14 protein-coding genes and 4 pseudogenes are annotated in these 18,501 nt (G+C 32.3%); 13 read left to right on the top strand and 5 right to left on the bottom strand.

The window, feature by feature from the left end:
* Window positions 1–342 precede the first annotated feature (342 nt).
* The 3 genes from adhE to KQH81_RS09770 all read left to right on the top strand — a co-directional run bounded on the left by adhE (window position 343) and on the right by KQH81_RS09770 (window position 4,187).
* Window positions 343–2,961 carry a bifunctional acetaldehyde-CoA/alcohol dehydrogenase gene (gene adhE, locus KQH81_RS09780; protein ID WP_099335587.1) on the top strand — a complete coding sequence of 873 codons (2,619 nt, stop codon included), beginning with the start codon at window positions 343–345 and terminating at the stop codon, window positions 2,959–2,961.
* A gap of 150 nt (window positions 2,962–3,111) precedes the next feature.
* Entirely contained in the window at window positions 3,112–3,672 is a 561-nt protein-coding gene (locus KQH81_RS09775; RefSeq protein ID WP_099335586.1) for an NUDIX hydrolase, read from the top strand.
* 20 nt (window positions 3,673–3,692) lie between these two features.
* Window positions 3,693–4,187, top strand: a complete 495-nt coding sequence (locus KQH81_RS09770) for an NUDIX hydrolase (RefSeq protein ID WP_099335585.1) — start codon at window positions 3,693–3,695, stop codon at window positions 4,185–4,187.
* A 146-nt stretch (window positions 4,188–4,333) separates the two neighbouring features.
* Here KQH81_RS09770 and KQH81_RS09765 read toward each other — a convergent pair.
* The 4 genes and pseudogenes from KQH81_RS09765 to KQH81_RS09750 all read right to left on the bottom strand — a co-directional run bounded on the left by KQH81_RS09765 (window position 4,334) and on the right by KQH81_RS09750 (window position 8,472).
* Window positions 4,334–5,522 (bottom strand): annotated as a pseudogene (locus tag KQH81_RS09765) (tyrosine-type recombinase/integrase).
* A gap of 117 nt (window positions 5,523–5,639) precedes the next feature.
* A complete protein-coding gene (locus KQH81_RS09760; RefSeq protein ID WP_099335584.1) occupies window positions 5,640–5,804 on the bottom strand; it encodes an excisionase in 165 nt (54 codons plus the stop codon).
* Window positions 5,801–6,815: pseudogene (locus KQH81_RS09755) on the bottom strand (replication initiation factor domain-containing protein). The gene KQH81_RS09760 and the pseudogene KQH81_RS09755 overlap by 4 nt, the downstream one beginning before the upstream one ends.
* 325 nt (window positions 6,816–7,140) lie before the next feature.
* Entirely contained in the window at window positions 7,141–8,472 is a 1,332-nt protein-coding gene (locus KQH81_RS09750; protein ID WP_230028173.1) for a hypothetical protein, read from the bottom strand.
* Between the two features lie 200 nt (window positions 8,473–8,672).
* Between KQH81_RS09750 and KQH81_RS09745 the strand changes: the two genes are divergently transcribed.
* The 9 genes and pseudogenes from KQH81_RS09745 to KQH81_RS09710 all read left to right on the top strand — a co-directional run bounded on the left by KQH81_RS09745 (window position 8,673) and on the right by KQH81_RS09710 (window position 16,635).
* The gene (locus KQH81_RS09745; RefSeq protein ID WP_099335582.1) at window positions 8,673–9,854 is read left to right on the top strand and encodes a M20 family metallopeptidase; all 1,182 of its coding nucleotides are present in this window, start codon (window positions 8,673–8,675) and stop codon (window positions 9,852–9,854) included.
* Window positions 9,855–9,882: 28 nt separating this feature from the next.
* Window positions 9,883–11,313: an MFS transporter gene (locus tag KQH81_RS09740; protein WP_230028172.1), complete on the top strand. Its 1,431-nt coding sequence runs from the start codon at window positions 9,883–9,885 to the stop codon at window positions 11,311–11,313.
* Between the two features lie 217 nt (window positions 11,314–11,530).
* A pseudogene (locus tag KQH81_RS09735) lies at window positions 11,531–12,346 on the top strand (alpha/beta fold hydrolase).
* A 30-nt stretch (window positions 12,347–12,376) separates the two neighbouring features.
* Window positions 12,377–12,502, top strand: coding sequence for a hypothetical protein (locus KQH81_RS17605; RefSeq protein ID WP_268254202.1), 126 nt, complete (start codon window positions 12,377–12,379; stop codon window positions 12,500–12,502).
* Window positions 12,503–12,657: 155 nt separating this feature from the next.
* Complete coding sequence (locus KQH81_RS09730; RefSeq protein ID WP_099335580.1) at window positions 12,658–13,230, top strand: GNAT family N-acetyltransferase; 573 nt, start codon at window positions 12,658–12,660, stop codon at window positions 13,228–13,230.
* Between the two features lie 80 nt (window positions 13,231–13,310).
* Window positions 13,311–14,051: pseudogene (locus tag KQH81_RS09725) on the top strand (potassium channel family protein); the annotation flags it as partial.
* Between the two features lie 143 nt (window positions 14,052–14,194).
* Window positions 14,195–14,863 (top strand): Nif3-like dinuclear metal center hexameric protein, encoded by a 669-nt coding sequence (locus KQH81_RS09720; RefSeq protein ID WP_230028169.1) that lies wholly within the window; start codon window positions 14,195–14,197, stop codon window positions 14,861–14,863.
* Window positions 14,864–15,591: 728 nt separating this feature from the next.
* Complete coding sequence (locus tag KQH81_RS09715) at window positions 15,592–16,356, top strand: YaaA family protein (RefSeq protein ID WP_178312128.1); 765 nt, start codon at window positions 15,592–15,594, stop codon at window positions 16,354–16,356.
* A 15-nt stretch (window positions 16,357–16,371) separates the two neighbouring features.
* Entirely contained in the window at window positions 16,372–16,635 is a 264-nt protein-coding gene (locus KQH81_RS09710) for a DUF1294 domain-containing protein (RefSeq protein WP_178312126.1), read from the top strand.
* A gap of 65 nt (window positions 16,636–16,700) precedes the next feature.
* Here KQH81_RS09710 and KQH81_RS09705 read toward each other — a convergent pair whose 3' ends face one another.
* Window positions 16,701–17,318: an alpha/beta family hydrolase gene (locus tag KQH81_RS09705; RefSeq protein ID WP_099335576.1), complete on the bottom strand. Its 618-nt coding sequence runs from the start codon at window positions 17,316–17,318 to the stop codon at window positions 16,701–16,703.
* Between the two features lie 149 nt (window positions 17,319–17,467).
* On the opposite strand from KQH81_RS09705, the gene KQH81_RS09700 reads away from it, so the two are divergent.
* Window positions 17,468–18,466: an FUSC family protein gene (locus KQH81_RS09700; protein ID WP_027639945.1), complete on the top strand. Its 999-nt coding sequence runs from the start codon at window positions 17,468–17,470 to the stop codon at window positions 18,464–18,466.
* Window positions 18,467–18,501: the final 35 nt, after the last annotated feature.

Genomic DNA, 18,501 nt, shown 5'->3' with positions numbered 1-18,501 from the left:
TTATAGAATTAATAAAAAATAGAGTGAATGCTTTTAATTGTTCAAAGCATTCCTCTATTTTTAGTATATAGTTATTTTTGTAACAATGCACTAAAGGAATGAAAAACATTTTATGAAAAATATGTCTATAAATTAATGAAAACATTTAAAACATAATAGAAAAATTCAGAAAAATCAACTTTGATTTTAAAAAAATTAAAAATAATAAAAAAACGGAAAAATAATATAAAAAATGATTGACAAAAAATAAACAAACCTGTACAATAAAAATATAGACAGTGTTAAAAAAATAACAAAAGAAAAATAAAGATTAGAATAAGAAATTATTTAGGAGGAATCACAATGAGAGTGACAAATGCCAAAGAATTAACACAAAGAATAGAAGAATTAAGAAAGGCTCAAAAACAGTTTGCCACTTATACTCAAGAACAAGTCGATGAAATATTTAGACAAGCCGCTATAGCAGCTAATAATAATAGAATAAAGTTAGCAAAAATGGCAGTAGCAGAAACTGGAATGGGAATAGTAGAAGATAAGGTTGTAAAAAATCATTTTGCAGCAGAATATATATATAATCAATATAAAGATATGAAAACTTGTGGAGTTCTAGAAGAGGACACAACTTATGGAATCACAAAGATAGCTGCTCCAATAGGGGTTATAGCTGCTATAGTTCCAACAACAAATCCAACTTCAACAGCAATTTTTAAAATTTTAATAGCATTAAAAACTAGAAATGCTATAATAATCTCTCCACATCCAAGAGCAAAAAATTCAACAATAGAAGCAGCTAAGATAGTTTTAGAAGCAGCTGTTAAAGCAGGTGCTCCAGAAGGAATAATCGGATGGATAGATGAGCCATCAGTAGAATTATCACAAAATGTAATGAAAGAGTCAGACATAATATTAGCAACTGGTGGTCCAGCAATGGTTAAGGCAGCCTACTCATCAGGAAAACCAGCCATAGGAGTTGGAGCAGGAAACACTCCAGCTATAATAGATGAAACAGCTCATATAAAAATGGCTGTAAACTCAATTCTTCTTTCTAAAACTTTTGACAACGGTGTTATATGCGCATCAGAACAATCAATAATAGTTTTAGATGAAGTTTACAATGAAGTTAAGAAAGAACTTGATGAAAGAGGAGCTTATATACTTAAGGGAGAAGAAATAAACAAGGTAAGAAATATAATACTAAATGAAAAAGGCGGATTAAATGCTGATATGGTAGGTCAATCTGCATACAAGATAGCAGAAATGGCAGGAGTAAAAGTTCCGGAAAATGCTAAAGTTTTAGTTGGAGAAGTAGACTCTGTTGAATTAGAAGAGCCATTCTCTCATGAAAAATTATCTCCAGTACTTGCAATGTACAGAGCAAAGAGTTTTGAAGAAGCATTAGAAAAAGCGGATAGATTAATAATATTAGGTGGAATGGGACACACTTCAATACTTTACACTAACGAGATAAAGTCAAAAGATAGAATAGCAGCTTTTGGAGCAAAAATGAAGACTGCTAGAACATTAATAAATATGCCGGCATCTCAAGGAGCTATAGGAGATTTATACAACTTCAAATTAGCACCATCTTTAACACTTGGATGCGGATCATGGGGCGGAAACTCAATTTCTGAAAATGTAGGTCCTAAACATTTAATAAACGTAAAGACTGTAGCTAAAAGGAGAGAAAATATGCTTTGGTTTAGAGTTCCAGAAAAGACTTACTTCAAATATGGATGTCTTCCAATAGCTCTTGAAGAGTTAAAGGATATGGGAAAGAAAAAGGCATTTATAGTAACAGACAAAGTATTATTTAACTTAGGATATACTGATAAAATAACACAAATACTAGAAAAGAATGGAATACAATATAAGATTTTCCCTGAGGTTGAACCAGATCCAACTTTAAGATGTGCAAAAGCTGGGGCAAAAGAAATGTTAAGCTTCAATCCAGATGTAGTAATATCTCTTGGTGGTGGATCAGCTATGGATGCTGCAAAGATAATGTGGGTTATGTATGAGCACCCAGAAGTTAGATTCGAAGATTTAGCTATGAGATTCATGGATATAAGAAAAAGAGTATACAAATTCCCAACTATGGGTCAAAAGGCTATGATGGTGGCAATAGCTACATCAGCAGGAACAGGATCAGAGGTTACTCCATTTGCTGTTATAACTGATGAAGAAACAGGAGTAAAGTATCCATTAGCTGATTATGAATTAACTCCAGATATGGCTATAGTAGATGCAGAACTTATGATGACATCACCAAAGGGATTAACTGCTTGTGCAGGTATAGACGTATTAGTTCACGCTATAGAGGCTTATGTTTCAATAATGGCATCAGAATATACTAATGGTTTAGCATTAGAAGCTATAAGATTAGTATTTAAATATCTACCAGATGCATACAATGATGGATTAACTGATGTTAAGGCTAGAGAGAAAATGGCTCATGCTTCATGTATGGCTGGAATGGCATTCTCAAATGCATTCTTAGGAATTTGTCACTCAATGGCTCACAAATTAGGAGCATTCCATCACCTACCACACGGTATGGCAAACTCTTTATTATTAAAAGAAGTTATAAAGTTTAATGCAACTGATGCTCCAACTAAGCAAGCAGCATTTGCACAATACAAATATCCAAATGCAGCATATAGATATGCAAGAATTGCTGACTACTTAAACTTAGGTGGAAACACTGAAGCTGAAAAGGTTGAAGCATTACTTAAAGCTATAGAAGAGCTTCAAAGAAAAGTTAATATGCCAATGACTATAAAAGAAGCCGGTGTAACTGAAGAGAAGTTCAATGCAACATTAGAAGAAATGGTTGAGCAGGCATTTGATGACCAATGCACAGGAGCAAATCCAAGATACCCACTTATGAGTGAATTAAGACAGCTTTACTTAAACGCTTATGAGGCACCAAAGGTTGAAGCTCCAACTAAAAAGAAAAAATAGTTTTAATATAGAAAAGATCACTACAGGTTAATCTAATATTATAGAATAGCATCTGCTAAATGCAGATGCTATTTTTTATAGTATTACAATAAAAAATATGGATTTTATGATAAAATTGAATTATTAAATTATTAATGGAAGGTGAAAGAAATGAGTTTTATTGATGATATAAAAAAATACATTCCATATTGTGAACAGGAGACTATGGATAAAGAGCTTATAGTAAAGGCTGTTGATTCTTACGACGATATTTTAACAAGGGAAAATATTGCAATGCATATAACAAGCTCAGGATACATAATAAATAAGAATAGGGATAAAGTTTTAATGATATACCATAAGATATATGATTCATGGGCATGGACTGGAGGACATGCAGATGGAGACGATGATTTGTTACATGTTGCAATAAAAGAAGCTCAAGAGGAAACAGGATTGAAAAATGTAAAAGCTCTAGATGAGGATATTTTTTCTTTGGATGTGCTTACGGTAGACGGTCATATAAAGAGAGGAAAATATGTGTCTTCTCATCTTCATCTAAATGTGACATACCTATTAGAAGCTGATGAAAAAGAAGAACTAAAAGTTAATGAAGATGAAACAAAAGGCGTAAAATGGTTGCCTATTAATGAGCTAGGAACATATTGCAGCGAGCCTTATATGGTAAGAATGGTTTATAATAAATTAAATGAAAAGATAGCAATTAAATAAATATATTTAAGGAGGCTTCTATGGAAATTTGGGATATATACGATAAAGACAGAAATAATACTGGTAGGACTGTAGTAAGGGGAGAAAAACTTAAAGAAGGTGACTATCATCTCGTAATTCATGCATGGATTGTGAATAGTGATGGGAAACTTCTTATCCAAAAAAGAGCGAAAACTGTAAAGGCATGGCCTAATATGTGGGCTATGACAGGAGGATCTGCTATTAAAGGAGAAAACAGTTACGAAGCATGCTTACGAGAAGTTAGTGAAGAACTTGGTATAAAACCTGATATGGAAAATGCAAAAGTTGCATTTACAAGCCTTAGACAAGATAAGATAACTGATGTATGGATTATAAGACAGAATTTTTCTGTAAATCAATGTCGCCTTCAAAAAGAAGAGGTAAGTGATGTAAAATGGGTCTCAAAAGGTGAGATTAAAAAACTTATAGAGCAGAAAAAATTTATAAACTATATGTACATAGATAAGTTATTTAAATTATATATGTCTTTTTGACTATCTTTTTATATCTTCTTAAATGTCCGCAAAGCCTTATTTTATAGGATCTACGGGCATTTTGCTTTTGTGGTAAACCTCACATATCTAGGTCTATCTTCTTATATTTTCTCTATCAAACGTGGTTAAAATCGTGGTAAATACTTCTATGCGATTAGATGCTGAACCTCTGATTTTGCGGTATCTATGGACGCATGAGCGTACCAGTTCATTGTGATACTGATGTTTGAATGTCCCATGATATACTGTAAATCTTTCGGGTTTATGTTCTTGCTTGCCAACCTTGTGCAGAACGTATGGCGTAGCGTATGCGGTGTGATATGTGGCAAGGGATTGTTTTTGTGGTGTTTGTTGTATTTCTTTACCATTCGGACAAATAAGGCGTTATAATCAATGGCAACTTTCGGCTTGCCTTTGTGATTGACAAATAAGAAGTTGCTCCGTCCGTCTATCACAAATGGTTCTGCCTTTGGGTGTTTCTTCATAATCCGTTGAAATGTCTGTATCGTTTCTGTGCTTAATGGCACTTGCCTTATTCCGCTTTTCGTCTTAGGTATTTCAATGTAATAGCCTTGTTCCTTGCTCTTTAGTAACTGGTGGTCGATAATCACCACTTCATTCTTGAAATCAATATCGGCTACTGTCAGTCCGCACAGTTCCGAGATACGAAGTCCTGTCTTTAACAGTATCAGCACATCATCATAATACTTATGATACACGTTGTCCGTCTTGATGAATGATAATAAGGATTGTTCCTGTTCCTCTGTCAATGCGACTTTTTCTTTGGTATCATTTTCTAGGACTTCACTCAATTTGAAATCAAAAGGGTTTTTCCTTACGCAATCGTCTTGTATGGCGATATAGAATGACGCTTTTAACGAGCGTTTATGGTTGTTAATGGTATTGTAGGAAAAGCCTTTTTCTTTCATGCGTAACGCCAATTCGTTAGCGTCAGAGGGTTTTATTGTATCAATGCTCCTAGCACCTAACCTCTTTCAATAACCGCATGAGTTGTTCCCGTTGTTTCTGTTTGCTTTTCTTCACATTTGCCCTCTGTGCGTTCTGTTTGGCGTAGAGTTGGCAAAGAGTCATTTTCTTTCCTGTGCTGTCGATACCATCCTCAATATCCCGTCTTATCTGCTGTTCCAGTTCTCGAAGTGGGGGTTTTTCCCGTTTTCCCTTTGGTGGCGGGTCTGTGGGTGTTAATCTCCAAGCATACACATATTTTGTTTTTCCAAATTCGTCTACATATTTATATAAGTATTTTCCGTCTGTTCGTTGGCTCTCTCCAGTATGCAGGATACGTCCTTTGCTATCCCGTCTTTTTTCTTTCATGGTGTCTGCTCCTTTCCTTGCTGGAAAGAGCCTTGATATGACTTGTGTTCATCATAACACATACAAGGCTCGTTTGCATTAGATTGCGTCCAACTTGTCAATGACCTTTTCAAACTGTCAGCGTTTAATCTGTATGCGGTTGCCATTCATAATGAGCCAGCCAGCGTCCTTGTTTTCCTCTGCCAAGCGTCTTAACTTGTTTTCTCCGATACGGAAATACTTAGACGCTTCTTCAATGGTAAGGGTGTATTTTTCCCATACAGGAATATCGGTGTTATTCATAAGATACCCCCTTTCCCATGTTTCGTATCATTATTGGATATACGGAATAAGGTCGGTGCGGTTTATCCTCTGTAAATGGGCGGTTAGTTTACTGGAAAGGGAAGTGCTGTATCTCGCCTTGCCAAGCATAGTTCCTACTTTTTCTAGTCCACCTAATGCGTCATGTTCTTCCAAGAAGTAAAAACTTTTGACAGCGGAAATCACGCCACCCTCTGTGAGCCATTGCTGTGTTTCCTCAAGGGAATTATGTAGTTTTGGTACTTGCAGTTTCAAGACTTCCACAGCCCCTAAAAAGCGTTCCCAAAACCGACACGTTTTCCACCTGCTCTTATTGCTTTCATTTTTGTTTGGCACGACAAAGCGTAGGTTGTTTGCCAATAGCTCGAAAGCTAGTTCTCCAAGTTCCAGCGGTCTGTCTTTGAATGTCATGGCAAAAGCATGAGCTTTATCATCACGCAGTTGCATTTCTGTCCGTTTCCAACTGCCGACTTCCTCAAGTGTCTTATTATGTTTTGAACAGACTTCCTTATCCTTGTCATAAAAGCGGTAGGATAATCCCGATTTTCCAGCACCGATATAAACGGTCTTTGCGGTGTCGAAATTATCAAACTTGCTTTCATCAAAGTGGTAGCCCTCACTATTGGAAATAAATTCCTATTTTTCACATTTCTTCTTTATCTGCTCTATGGTAAAGAATGGCTTTTCGTTCTTATCATCAATGGCAATATCAAGCCTTGTAAAGTGAAAGTTATCCAGTCCGTATCTTCGCTCACAATGTTTGAACATATCCCCAAAGGTATAATTCCTACTGTCGAGAATACGGAAAATATCATCACAACCTCTGCCAGTCATAACAAGATAACAGCCTAACCCTTGTGGGTTGTCCTCTGTCTTTCTTGCGTCGCCCGATACATAAATATCTCCAATCTGCCAGCGTGCCTGATAGGTCTTGAATTTAACGCTTGCCGGATAGACATTGAAAATGTCAGTCGGTAAACCTAAAATGTGCATGATAACATCTTCAGCAGTTGCAGTATCAAATACAATGCTGATGTAATCAATCTTAACGGATAAATTTTTGTGTGTAGTTATAGTGCATTACTCCTTTCGTATGCCCCGTTTTTTGCGGGGTAAAAATAGCGTTTTGTCCTTTATTTATCACAGTTTCTAGGTACTATGACATGTATGCGCAGGGCGGTGTTACATTAATAAGATATGAGAATTTTATAGTTAATGAAATTAATAATAGGTTGCATCAATATATTTTGATACAACCCATAGTTTGAGCTTAAATATACTAATTTATTTACTATAAAGCTTTAGTACCTTTATAAAATTAATCAGGTACTTTAATTTCATACATTTTTGATGGTCTGCCCTTATTAAAGCTAGATTGCATAGAAGCTACAACAGCAAGGTTGCTTTCCTCCATATTTTTTAATATCCTATTTGCGTTTCTTAAGGTTCCTCCAAAATAATTTACAAAATCTCGAGCTGAAATAACTGTAGTATTTCTATCCTTTAAAATATGAAGAATTCTTTGAATTGTTAATTCAGATAGATTAGCCTTTTGTGCCATTTCTCTAATGGAAGCATCGTCTCTAGTTGAACAAGTAATTATGTGTTCACCATCTAGAGGACCGATTAAGCTTTCATCTTTATTAAGAAGAAAGACACCTCCATTAATATTTCCATGACGCATTGCAATAACAGCATTACTTCTTGCATTAAGCATATCAATCCCAAGTCCATAACCGATGTCAAACTTAAATTTAAGTTTCTTTGTATTAAGATAGTTACTTAAATTACAACAACTATAATTACAAGTAATTTGTTCAACAACTGCACGACAAGTATAAACCTCCAAGGTGCTAGGACTCTTCTTAATTAAAAAGTCATATAGGTTTTCCTTGCTGTAATCCATAATGAGTTTCTGTAAAACCGCTATTTCCCAATCGGATTCCATTTCACTTTTTGCGCTATGAGAGCTGATGGCAATTGTAGCAGGTTGCTGTGATTGCAGGTAGTTTACAGTTATAATTGAAATTATTTCATTTAGAATATCCTTTATTTGACTAGGCAATGGAAAAACATATGTACAAGGAATATTGTGTTTTTTCATTAAAGGGATAATACTACTGAAGAAACAGATGACAAAATCCATTTCCCCTTTTTCCCATAATGAAACGATAGTTTCTCCTATAGATTCATCACAAGCCTTTAACTCTTCTAAACTCATTCTATTAAGGGCTTCGTCTTTAATAATTTGTGCATTGTAAATTTCATCCCGGTCCAAAAGTTGAGCACAAGAAAAATTACTTTTAACCATACAGTAAAAGTCCATATATACGCGATTTAAATCAACATTTTTATCCTTATATATCATGTTAAGTAGCATATGATATAAGCTACTTAAGTCAGCCTCTATGGAAAGAACAGGTATTGCTAAATTGGGCTCCGTTTTATTTATTACAGTTTGTGCAACAGCACCACTAACAATTACACCGTCAATATTGGAATTTCCCAAGTCTATTGCTATAGCTGATAAATGTCCGAAGTTTTTGTATTCTTGTATATCCCATTGAAAATCCAAATTCATTTTATTTAGAGTTTCTTCGAGAAAAGGATGCAAATACTTAGTTACAATAAATCGTATTTTAATATTCATATTATTCACACTCCAATGATTTTATTATAGAAGAGAAAATAACCTAAATCAACAAAATATAAATTAGAAATTACAATAGAACGAAAGAATATATTCAGAAAATTAATATAATTTATTGACATGGAGATGTATTAAGCTTTAATATATATATAAGGAATATTCCTTAAATGTTCTTTAAATTATTTTAAGGAGATGAAATTATGGATTATTTAAAAAAAGCTAATGAAATGGCATATGAATTTACTGAAATAAGGAGAAGAATTCATAAAAATGCAGAGGTAGGAATGAACCTACCACAAACTGTAAATTTAGTTGTAGATAAACTAAAGGAAATTGGTTGCAAGCCACAATTAATTGGCGAATCTGGGGTAGTAACAACAATTGGTACAGGAGAAAAGGTGCTACTACTACGCGCAGATATGGATGCATTACCTATGAAAGAGGAAAGTGGAGAAGAGTTTGCTTGTACAACTGGAAACTCACATTCATGTGGACATGATATTCATGCAACAATGCTATTAGCTGCAGCAAAAATGTTGAAGGAAAATGAGAAAGATTTAAAGGGTACAGTTAAATTAGTATTTCAACCAGGGGAAGAAGTATTTAAGGGCGCAAAGGATATTATTAAAGCAGGCGTATTAGAAAATCCTAAGGTTGATGCTGCTTTTGCAATTCATACAGCTCCAGGTGCACTGCCACAGGGTATATTTATGTACAATGATAACGGTACAATGATGTGCTCTGCAGATACGTTTAAAATTACAGTTAGAGGGAGGGGGGCACATGGTTCTTATCCACAGAACTCGGTGGACCCAATCAATATTGCAGCACATATTGTTATTGCACTACAAGAAATTATTGCAAGAGAAACTGTTCCCTCAAATTTATGTGTATTGACAATTGGAAGTATTCATTCAGGTTCAATGGCTAACTCAATTCCTGAATCAGCAGAATTAATGGGTTCTATTAGAGCAAATAGTAAAGAAATGCGAGAATTTATTTTAAAGAGAACTGAAGAAATTATAGATCAAACTGCAAAAATGTTTAGGGGTACTGCAAGTCTTGAGATGATTTCTGGAACTCCGCCTCTTGTTTGCAATCCTGTGATGACAAAGAAATTTGTAGGTTATATTAAGGAGCTTGACTTTAAGGGTAAGGCTCCGTATCCAGGTCTACAGGCTAATGCGTCAGAAGATTTTGCTGAAATTGCAGACATTGTTCCAAGCGTATATATAATGCTGTCAGCTGGCTTTGGTGAGACTGGCAATGTACCTACTTCACATAATCCAGGGGTTAGGTTTAATGAAGAAACTATCCCAGTTGGAGCGGCTATACTAGCACATTGTGCAACAAGATGGCTTGAGGAAAATAGCAATCTTTAATTTTAAACATATATCAAGGGGGATAAATATGTCAAATATAAAAACTACATCAGGAGTAGCTATTCCACTTACTCCTAAAAAACGTATTTTGGTACAAACGGGTTGTGTTTGCTTAATGCTTTCAATTGCAATGCTTGGATTAAGCTTAAGCGTACTGCAAGGGCCAATTCTTACTGAAATGAATGCTATGCAATACTTTTCGCTACTAACTATTTTTGCAAGCTTAGGGCTAGTTATAATGACACCCATTGGTGGAAAATTAGGAGATATTTTTGGCCGAAGAAATGTGGTTATTGTAGCAGGAACAATAGCTACAATTTGCGGAATAGGAATGTGTCTTGTTAAAACTGTAGTACCATTTATGGTTCTACGTCTAATTATTGGAGCAGCGCAAGGAGCATTTACAGCAGCACCTTACATCATTGCTCGTGAAATTAATGAAGCAAAAGATGTTCCAAAGGCAATGGGCATCCTTGCTAGTTCTGTAGCAATTGGTGGGTTTGTAGGAAGCATTATTGCTGGAGCTTTGACAGATGCAGGTTTGCTTGGATTTGCCATTGCTTTTCCAGTTATTCCTCTTATTATAGGGGTTATACTTATAGCACTTAATCTTCCAAATAAAAAGCAAGAAGTTAAGGTTAAAATTGATGTTTTAGGAATAGTAGTTCTAACCATTACTATCAGTACATTTGTACTTCCATTAAACTTTGGTACTATGATAGGATGGACAAATCCTTGGATTATATGTGGATTTATTCTTATGATTGTGTTTGGAATGATATTGGTGAAAGTTGAAAATAAAGCTACTGATCCTATAATACCAATGAGACTTTTCAAAAACAAGCAATATACTTCCTTACTATTAGTTGGATTTTTAGCATATTTCTATATGAATGCAATGAATGTGTATGCACCTCTTGCAGTTCAGCAGGTATTAAATGGTTCTACAACTATTTCAGGAATACTCCAAATGCCACGAACAATTATTACAATGATCCTGCCTGCTCTAGTTGGTGTTTGGGTTGGTAAAAAACGAGATAATTTTTGGAAGGGTATGGCTATATCAGCTGCTCTTGTTACAGTAAGCTTAATACCATTATGTTTTATTGGTTCATCCACTTCAGTAATTATGATGATTGCTTTAATTTCAGTAACAGGTATTGCTGAGAGTTTACGTGGCGTTACAGTAACTGCAGCTGCACAAAGTACTTTAGACCCAAAAGATATGGGGGTGGGTACTTCTCTTGTTAACTTCTGTAATTCTGCTAGTGGGCTTGTAGCTGCTGCATTGGGTGGTGCTTTTTTCAATGTGGCTGGTAGTAATATTGCATTAGGAGTAAATTATAACTTCATGATTTCTGTAGTATCCGCTATTTTAGAATTCTTAATTGTAGCTTTCATAGTGCGACGTTTCATGAGGTCTTCAAGACAAGATAAAGAAGTAGTAGATACTATATAAGAATGCTAAGGAATTTAGTGAAGAGGTAAGAGCGAAAAGTTAAGAGTGATGGGGGAAATTCCTACTGAATTCCTTTGATTGTATGAAGAGTTAGTGTAAAAACTAGCTCTTTTTATTAAATTTATAAGAAAAGTTAAAAAATAGGGATATTAATTTCACCAATATATGTTTTAAAGAATATTCTAATACGAAGGAAAAATAATATTAAGGAGATAAAATGGGGTATTATATAAAAAATGAAGAAAACATAAAGTTTTACATTGAAGATCTTAATGAACATGGTAAGAAAACTATAGTATTTTTACATGGGTGGCCAGGAGAGCATAACTTATTTGAGTATCAATTTAACTATTTATCAGAAATGGGTTATAGATGAATTGGAATAGATCAGAGGGGTTTTGGTAACTCAGATAAACCTAAAGACGGATATGATTATGATATATTAAGTGATGATGTTATGTGTATAGTAAATCAATTAAGCTTAAAGGATTTTATTTTGTTAGGGCACTCTACAGGGGGAGCTATAGCTATTAGATATATGGCTAGGCATAAAGGCTATGGAGTAAATAAGCTTATTCTTTGTGGAGCAGCAGCACCAAGCTTAATAAAGCGTCCCTACTTTCCATATGGTATTGAAAAAGAAGTAGTTGATAATATTATTGAGGGAACATATAATGATAGACCAAAGATGTTAAGTGATTTTGGTAAAATATTTTTTTATAGCAATGTGAGCAAACCTTTAATGGAATAGTTCTTTCAATTGGGGCTTAGAGCAGCTGGATGGTCTACAGCTGAAATTGCTAAAACATGGCTTGATGAAGAGAGACTATTTGAGGATGTAAAAGAAATTCAGGCAGAAACACTAATTATACATGGAATTCATGATAAAGTTTGCTTGTTCTCATTTGCAGAACAGCAAAATAAAATGATTAAAAATAGTAAGTTAGTTAAGTTTATGAAAAGTGATCATGGAACATTCTATGATGAAAGAGATAAATTTAATAAAGAGGTAATTAGTTTTATTCAGGAGTAAAATATTTGTGGTTAAAATAATATAGAAAAAATGAAAGAGTTAGTGCAAAGGCTAACTCTTTCATTAAAAATAAATATGGCTGGTATTAGCAAGGGTAGAGATGTATTAGGACAAGCTTACACCAAATTTTATTTAAAAATAGAACCGATAAAATAGTAGTTCATGGTATATATTTATCAAATCAATATCTCTTTCATAGTTTAGATGATAAAATAATAGTAAAATGTGTATTATTATATATATGATGGAATATTAGAGGCACAAGGAAATTAAGGGTAAAGAACAAATTGACTAACGAGAGGAGAATTAATATGGAGAATGTATATGAAAAATGTCCTTCCTTTGAGGGGGATAAGTACTTATTACGGTTAGTAACTATAGATGATGCCAAGGACTTGTTGGAGGTTTATTCAGATAAAAATGCAGTGCCATTTTTCAATTCCGATAATTGTAATGGGGATGATTTTCATTATGATACCTTAGAAAGAATGAAGGAGACCATAAACTTTTGGATAACCTCCTATGAGGGAAGATGGTTTGTAAGGTGGTCTATTATTGACAAAGCAATTAATAAAGCAATAGGAACCATTGAATTATTCCATAGAAACGCCACCGATTATTTTAATAATGTGGGACTTCTTAGATTAGATTTAAGAAGTGATTATGAAAAAGAAGCAGAAATCATAGAGATTTTAGACCTAATTAAAAAGGATACTTATGAATTATTTAACTGTGATAGAATTGCTACAAAAGCAATTGTGGGTGCAGATGAAAGAGTTAAAGCACTTATTAAATTAGGGTTTAAACCTAGTAATAGGGTATTAATTGGACATGATGGTAGTGAATATAATTCTTATTTTGAAATAAATAAAGGATATATTTAATTTAAGGTAAAATTGGTGATTGTATTTGTATAATAAAATAGAAACACAAAAACAAAAACCTAAGGGTATATTATGATTTATTTATGGGTGTCTTGGCTATTATAGTCGTAAGTGTTTTGATAATAGAAATGACAGTAGAAGTGTCCAAATCAGTATTAAAGATATTCTATATAACAGACAGGATAATATGGATAGTTTTTTGTATAGACTATTTTGGAAGGTTTCTTATAAGTAAAGATAAAAAGAAATTTGTTAAAAGTAATGTTATAGATTTACTTTCTATCATTCCATTTAACTCATTATTTAAGGCTTTAAGAATAATAAAGATTACTAAAATGACAAAGTTGGCTAGGCTATCAAAAGTAACTAAAACTACAAAGATTTTGAAAGCTACAGTATTAGTAGCAAAGTTTAAAGTTAAAGTTGACAAATTTTTAAAGACGAATAATTTTAATTATGTTCTATATATGACAGGTATAACGGTTATTTTAGGAGCAATTGGAATATCATTAGTTGAAAAAATGAGCCTTTCAAATGCTTTATGGTGGAGTTTTGTGACAACCACTACTGTAGGATATGGTGATATATCACCAACTACTATACTAGGGAGAATAATAGCAGTAGTACTAATGCTAGTGGGAATAGGATTCATAGGGATGCTTACAGGAACTATAGCAACCTTTTTCATAAAACAAGAAGAAAATCCTTCATATAAGAAAAGCGTTGTGCAAAGAATTAAAAATAGACTAGATGACTTTGATTTATTATCTAAAGAAGAGTTAGACGAAATGTTTAAAGTATTACAATCCTTTAAGAATTAAAAATTAGAGATTATTATATGTATTTTAGTTTGGAAGTGTTCTGAGGAACAGTGGAAAATGATGTCTCATTAACATGCATTAAATTAAAAATTTTAAAGGCATGTATATGAATATAAAAATTATTATAAGTGTGGGGCTTACTTATGAAAGCAGTAGAATTATATTATCAATTAAGCAAGGATTTTATTATTGATGGGGTATCAGACACTTGGGCGGTATTCATGGGAGATATTGAAGAGTATCTTACAGAAAGCTTTAAGAAAACCAGTATGGGGCTAGTATGTGATTTTACAGAGGATATAAATAGGGCTTATACTGCGGTATTTCCTACAGAAGCTGTAATGCAGAAAATTTTAACGGAAAATATAACAGATGCTCTTTTATTTTTACATCATCCCTCTATTTGGGATATTAGAGGGAAAAAGTCATTTTATCAAATGAATAAAGAGCTATTGAAAGAATTTAAAAAGAGAAGAATTGCTATATATATTTTACATGTACATCTTGATAATTACGGAGAATATTCAACAAGTAAAACTCTAGCAGCAGCTTTAAATATAGTTGTTGAAAAACCCTTTAAATCATATTGCGGCGCACTAAGTGGAGTAATTGGAATAACAAAATGTAAAACCATAGAGGAATTAAATAAGGATTTTTCTCATGCAATGGGACATAATACAAAGCTCTACTCTTATGGCGATGAATCTATAATAGATGGAAGAGTTGCTATTGTTGCTGGTGGAGGTAATAGTAGAGATACTGTGAAGGAAATCCTTGAAGAAGGTATTAATGTTTTTATAACTGGAGTTTGAGCTAATAGTGCTAAATTTAAAGATGTGCATGAGCTAGAGAAATTAAATCATATCAATGTTTTAGGTGGAACTCATTATTCTACTGAAAAATTTGCATGTAAAAAGAGGTGTACTTATTTTGAAAATTTAGGATTGAAGTCAGCTTTTATTGAAGGTGAACCAATTTATGAGGATATGTATATTATTAAATAAGTTTAATATGAATTTAATTGAGAATCCACATGAGGAGCTTTTAAGGTTAGAGAATTAAGTGATAGGGACATAAAAAACTATCTGTCCTTCATTTTTAATTTTCCATTTTCAATTATTAACAAAAATATCTACTTAAAGAATTAATAAAAAAATATGATTCCTTATAGGTATGATGAATGAAACCCAATAATTCAATTAGAACTAATAGATCCTCAATATTACATTTAAATTCTTGCAATAAAATAAATTTTTTAAATATATTTATTTATCAAAATAAAAAACAAGACTCAAGGCTAGTGTTTTCAAGGTCTGAGATCTGCTACAATATATATTTATATATTGTGTTATTAATTTATTGCGAAATTGTACTATTAAACTAAGATTGCTAAAATAAAAATTAAAATCTAAAGTAAAAGTTATGAAAATTTTAAAATAAATACTATAATTTTTAAAAAGTATAGATTAAAGATAAATAATCTATACAAAAATAATTAAAAATCATGATGATGAAAGAAGAGGAAAAGGGGAATACATGTATGATAACGATAATGTCTCCAACGAAGACGTTTAATGATAATATATGTCCGCTGAAATTTGATATAGAGGCTATGGCATTTAAGGATGAGATTAAGGAGCTTATCGCTATATTAAAGAAATATGATGTTTCTGAAATAATGAGAATCATGAAAGTTTCAAAAGTATTAGGCGAAGCTACATATAAGAAATATAAGACTTTTGATGATGACATAAAAGGATATGAAGCTATAAAATACTTTTATGGAGAAGCTTTTAAGGGGTTAGATGCGGCAACTTTAGATGAGGAAGATATAGTTTTTGGGCATAATCATCTTGTGATATTGTCAGGCCTTTATGGCTTAATTAAACCACTAGATATAATTAAGCCTTATAGATTAGAGATGGGAACTAAGCTAAAAACAGCTAATGAAAAAGACTTGTATGGTTATTGGAAGGATAAGCTTACAACTTATATGATGAAATCTATAGAAGACACCTCTGGAGAAAAAGTGCTTTTAAATTTAGCTTCTGATGAATACAGCAAAGCCTTAGATTTAAAGAGTATAGATGAAAAATACAAAGTTGTAACTATATCATTTAAAGAAAATCGAGATGGCAAGTATAAAACCATTGGAACTTATGCTAAGAAAGCCAGAGGGCTTATGGCTAGATATATACTGAAAAATAAGATCGACATCCTAGAGGATATAAAATACTTTAATGAAGATGGATACAGTTTTAATGAAGAACAAAGCGATGATAATAATTTTATTTTTATCAGATAGTTTGAAGGAGTATTTATGAAAAAAACTATTTTAGCAGCTTATGTTATTATAAATCTTATTATGTTTTATATGATGTATAGAGATAAAAAATTAGCAAAGACTCATCAGTGGAGGATAAGTGAAAAAACTCTTATAGCTGGAGCGTTAGCCTTTGGTGGCTTGGGAGTATTTATGGGTATGAAGATGTTTCATCACAAGACAAAACATACTTTGTTTAGGATAGTAGCACCTTTGACAGCTATTATTCAGATACCAGTGTTAATTTACTATAATATGTAAGTTGGTAGTAAAGAAATTGGGTTGTATCAAATGCTTTAAAAATTGCTTTTGATACAACCCATGATTTATTTCTCCAAAAAATCTTTTTCTGCTTGCAGAACTTCTTTTAAAGCATCTATAGTTTTAATGACATCGTCTTTTATATCTAAAGCATGATTTGCATTTTCTATGAAAAGGAGATTAGAACCATTAGTTTCTTTTATATTAGTTAGATTGTTTGAATTTAAAAGAGGATCGGCACTACCTGTTATTATTAAAGAATTTGTAGTTATACCAAGAGATACTGTTTTATCTATAGGACTTATATAGATATTTTTTGTGATTTTATCTCTAAAATGTTTGTTAACCATGATTTGTACACAAGTTCCTATGCTCTTTCCTATTATAATAATATTGTCATAATCTTTGATAATAGATCTTTCTATGACATTTATAGTTTCACTTACAAGAATATCAAATTCTTTAGAGGGATCAAATTTAGCTCTGGTTATATGAAATCCATACTCTATCTCTAAAACATCATATCCCATCTGAAGACACAACTGTTTAGAATAATCAAGATAAGACCTATCTAAAAGATAGCCTATTCCGGGGAGTATTATAGACAGAGTTTTACTGTTGTTATCTGTAAACTTCCCATTTGATTCTACACCCCAATAAGATTTGGTTAATTTATTATTCATGATTTAAGCCTCCTACAAATATATAATTAGTATTAGTGTTATAAAGATAATTATAATATATTCTTAAAAAATGGCTAGTCAATATGAATTGATAAAAAAGTCACATTATGATATAATTATTGATTATTCTAATAAAATGGAGGGATTTTATGACTAAAAAAGTGGTATCAAATACTCTTTTATTCATAGGTATCTTAACTTTTGTAATAGTATTTAAAACATTTTTCGGAGAATCAAATACGTTGGTTGGAGTAACTTTAATTATGTCAATCCTAGTACTTATGAGCGAAGACTTGACAAGAAAACCTGGGATTAATTTTATTAAATTATTATTTTTAAATGTAATTTTAGGATTTTTTTCTTATATAGCTAATACGAATATATGGTTAGGATTAGTTTTAAATTTTGTAGTTTTAGGCGGAATAGGATATTTCTTAAGCTACAATTTAAATAAAAATATAATAGTACCATTTGGATTACAGTATTTATTTATGCTATATACTCCAGTAAGTGGTATAGATTTTTATAAAAGAATTGCAGGACTTATATTTAGTGCTATTTTAATAATGGCAATTCAGCTTATAATACATAGAAAAAAGAAAGATGATAATAATTTAAATGAGACTTTAGAGAAAGATGACGTATATAAAGAAATAAAAGTATTTGGAAAAATGGTTGAAATACATACAATAAGAGCAAGATATGCAGTAAGAGTTGGTGTAGTTGCTGCAATAGCTGCCTTTATAGTGGGATATTTTGAATTAGAGCAGGGAAGATGGATTGTTTACACAATATTTTCTTTAACAGAATTTTACTCAGAACATTGCAAAGAAAGATCAAAGCAAAGATTAGAAGGTACAATAATAGGATCGTTAATAGTAGTAGTATTATTTCTTATTATAAATGATAACAGCTTAAGAGCATTAATAGTTTTAGTAGCTGGATATATGGATACATATACGAATAACTACCGAGATAAGATGATTTGTGTCACAGCTTCAGTTGTAGCGTCGGTATCATTAGTAAATGGAACATTAACAACTATTTTTGAAAGAATATCATATGTATGTTTGGGTATAGTTCTAGCATTATTTATTAATAAATTTGTACTTGAAACAACATTAGAACAAAGAGAACTTACATCTTAATAAAACTTATATAAAAATGATAGCCAATACTGGAG

The sequence above is a fragment of the Clostridium cadaveris genome (genome assembly GCF_020911725.1).
Classification (GTDB): Bacteria; Bacillota; Clostridia; order Clostridiales; family Clostridiaceae; genus Clostridium_X; species Clostridium_X cadaveris.
Note: the sequence above shows the minus strand (reverse complement) of the source record. Positions and strands in the feature narration are given on the sequence as shown.

Bases quoted from the DNA above. Each gene is read 5' to 3' on its own strand.
- KQH81_RS09710 (WP_178312126.1), top strand. From the start codon at position 16,372: ATGAAAAAAACTATTTTAGCAGCTTATGTTATTATAAATCTTATTATG.
- KQH81_RS17605 (WP_268254202.1), top strand. From the start codon at position 12,377: ATGAAAGAGTTAGTGCAAAGGCTAACTCTTTCATTAAAAATAAATATG.
- KQH81_RS09720 (WP_230028169.1), top strand. From the start codon at position 14,195: ATGAAAGCAGTAGAATTATATTATCAATTAAGCAAGGATTTTATTATT.
- KQH81_RS09740 (WP_230028172.1), top strand. From the start codon at position 9,883: ATGTCAAATATAAAAACTACATCAGGAGTAGCTATTCCACTTACTCCT.
- KQH81_RS09775 (WP_099335586.1), top strand. From the start codon at position 3,112: ATGAGTTTTATTGATGATATAAAAAAATACATTCCATATTGTGAACAG.
- adhE (WP_099335587.1), top strand. From the start codon at position 343: ATGAGAGTGACAAATGCCAAAGAATTAACACAAAGAATAGAAGAATTA.
- KQH81_RS09770 (WP_099335585.1), top strand. From the start codon at position 3,693: ATGGAAATTTGGGATATATACGATAAAGACAGAAATAATACTGGTAGG.
- KQH81_RS09750 (WP_230028173.1), bottom strand. From the start codon at position 8,472: ATGAATATTAAAATACGATTTATTGTAACTAAGTATTTGCATCCTTTT.
- KQH81_RS09705 (WP_099335576.1), bottom strand. From the start codon at position 17,318: ATGAATAATAAATTAACCAAATCTTATTGGGGTGTAGAATCAAATGGG.
- KQH81_RS09700 (WP_027639945.1), top strand. From the start codon at position 17,468: ATGACTAAAAAAGTGGTATCAAATACTCTTTTATTCATAGGTATCTTA.
- KQH81_RS09715 (WP_178312128.1), top strand. From the start codon at position 15,592: ATGATAACGATAATGTCTCCAACGAAGACGTTTAATGATAATATATGT.
- KQH81_RS09760 (WP_099335584.1), bottom strand. From the start codon at position 5,804: ATGAATAACACCGATATTCCTGTATGGGAAAAATACACCCTTACCATT.
- KQH81_RS09730 (WP_099335580.1), top strand. From the start codon at position 12,658: ATGGAGAATGTATATGAAAAATGTCCTTCCTTTGAGGGGGATAAGTAC.
- KQH81_RS09745 (WP_099335582.1), top strand. From the start codon at position 8,673: ATGGATTATTTAAAAAAAGCTAATGAAATGGCATATGAATTTACTGAA.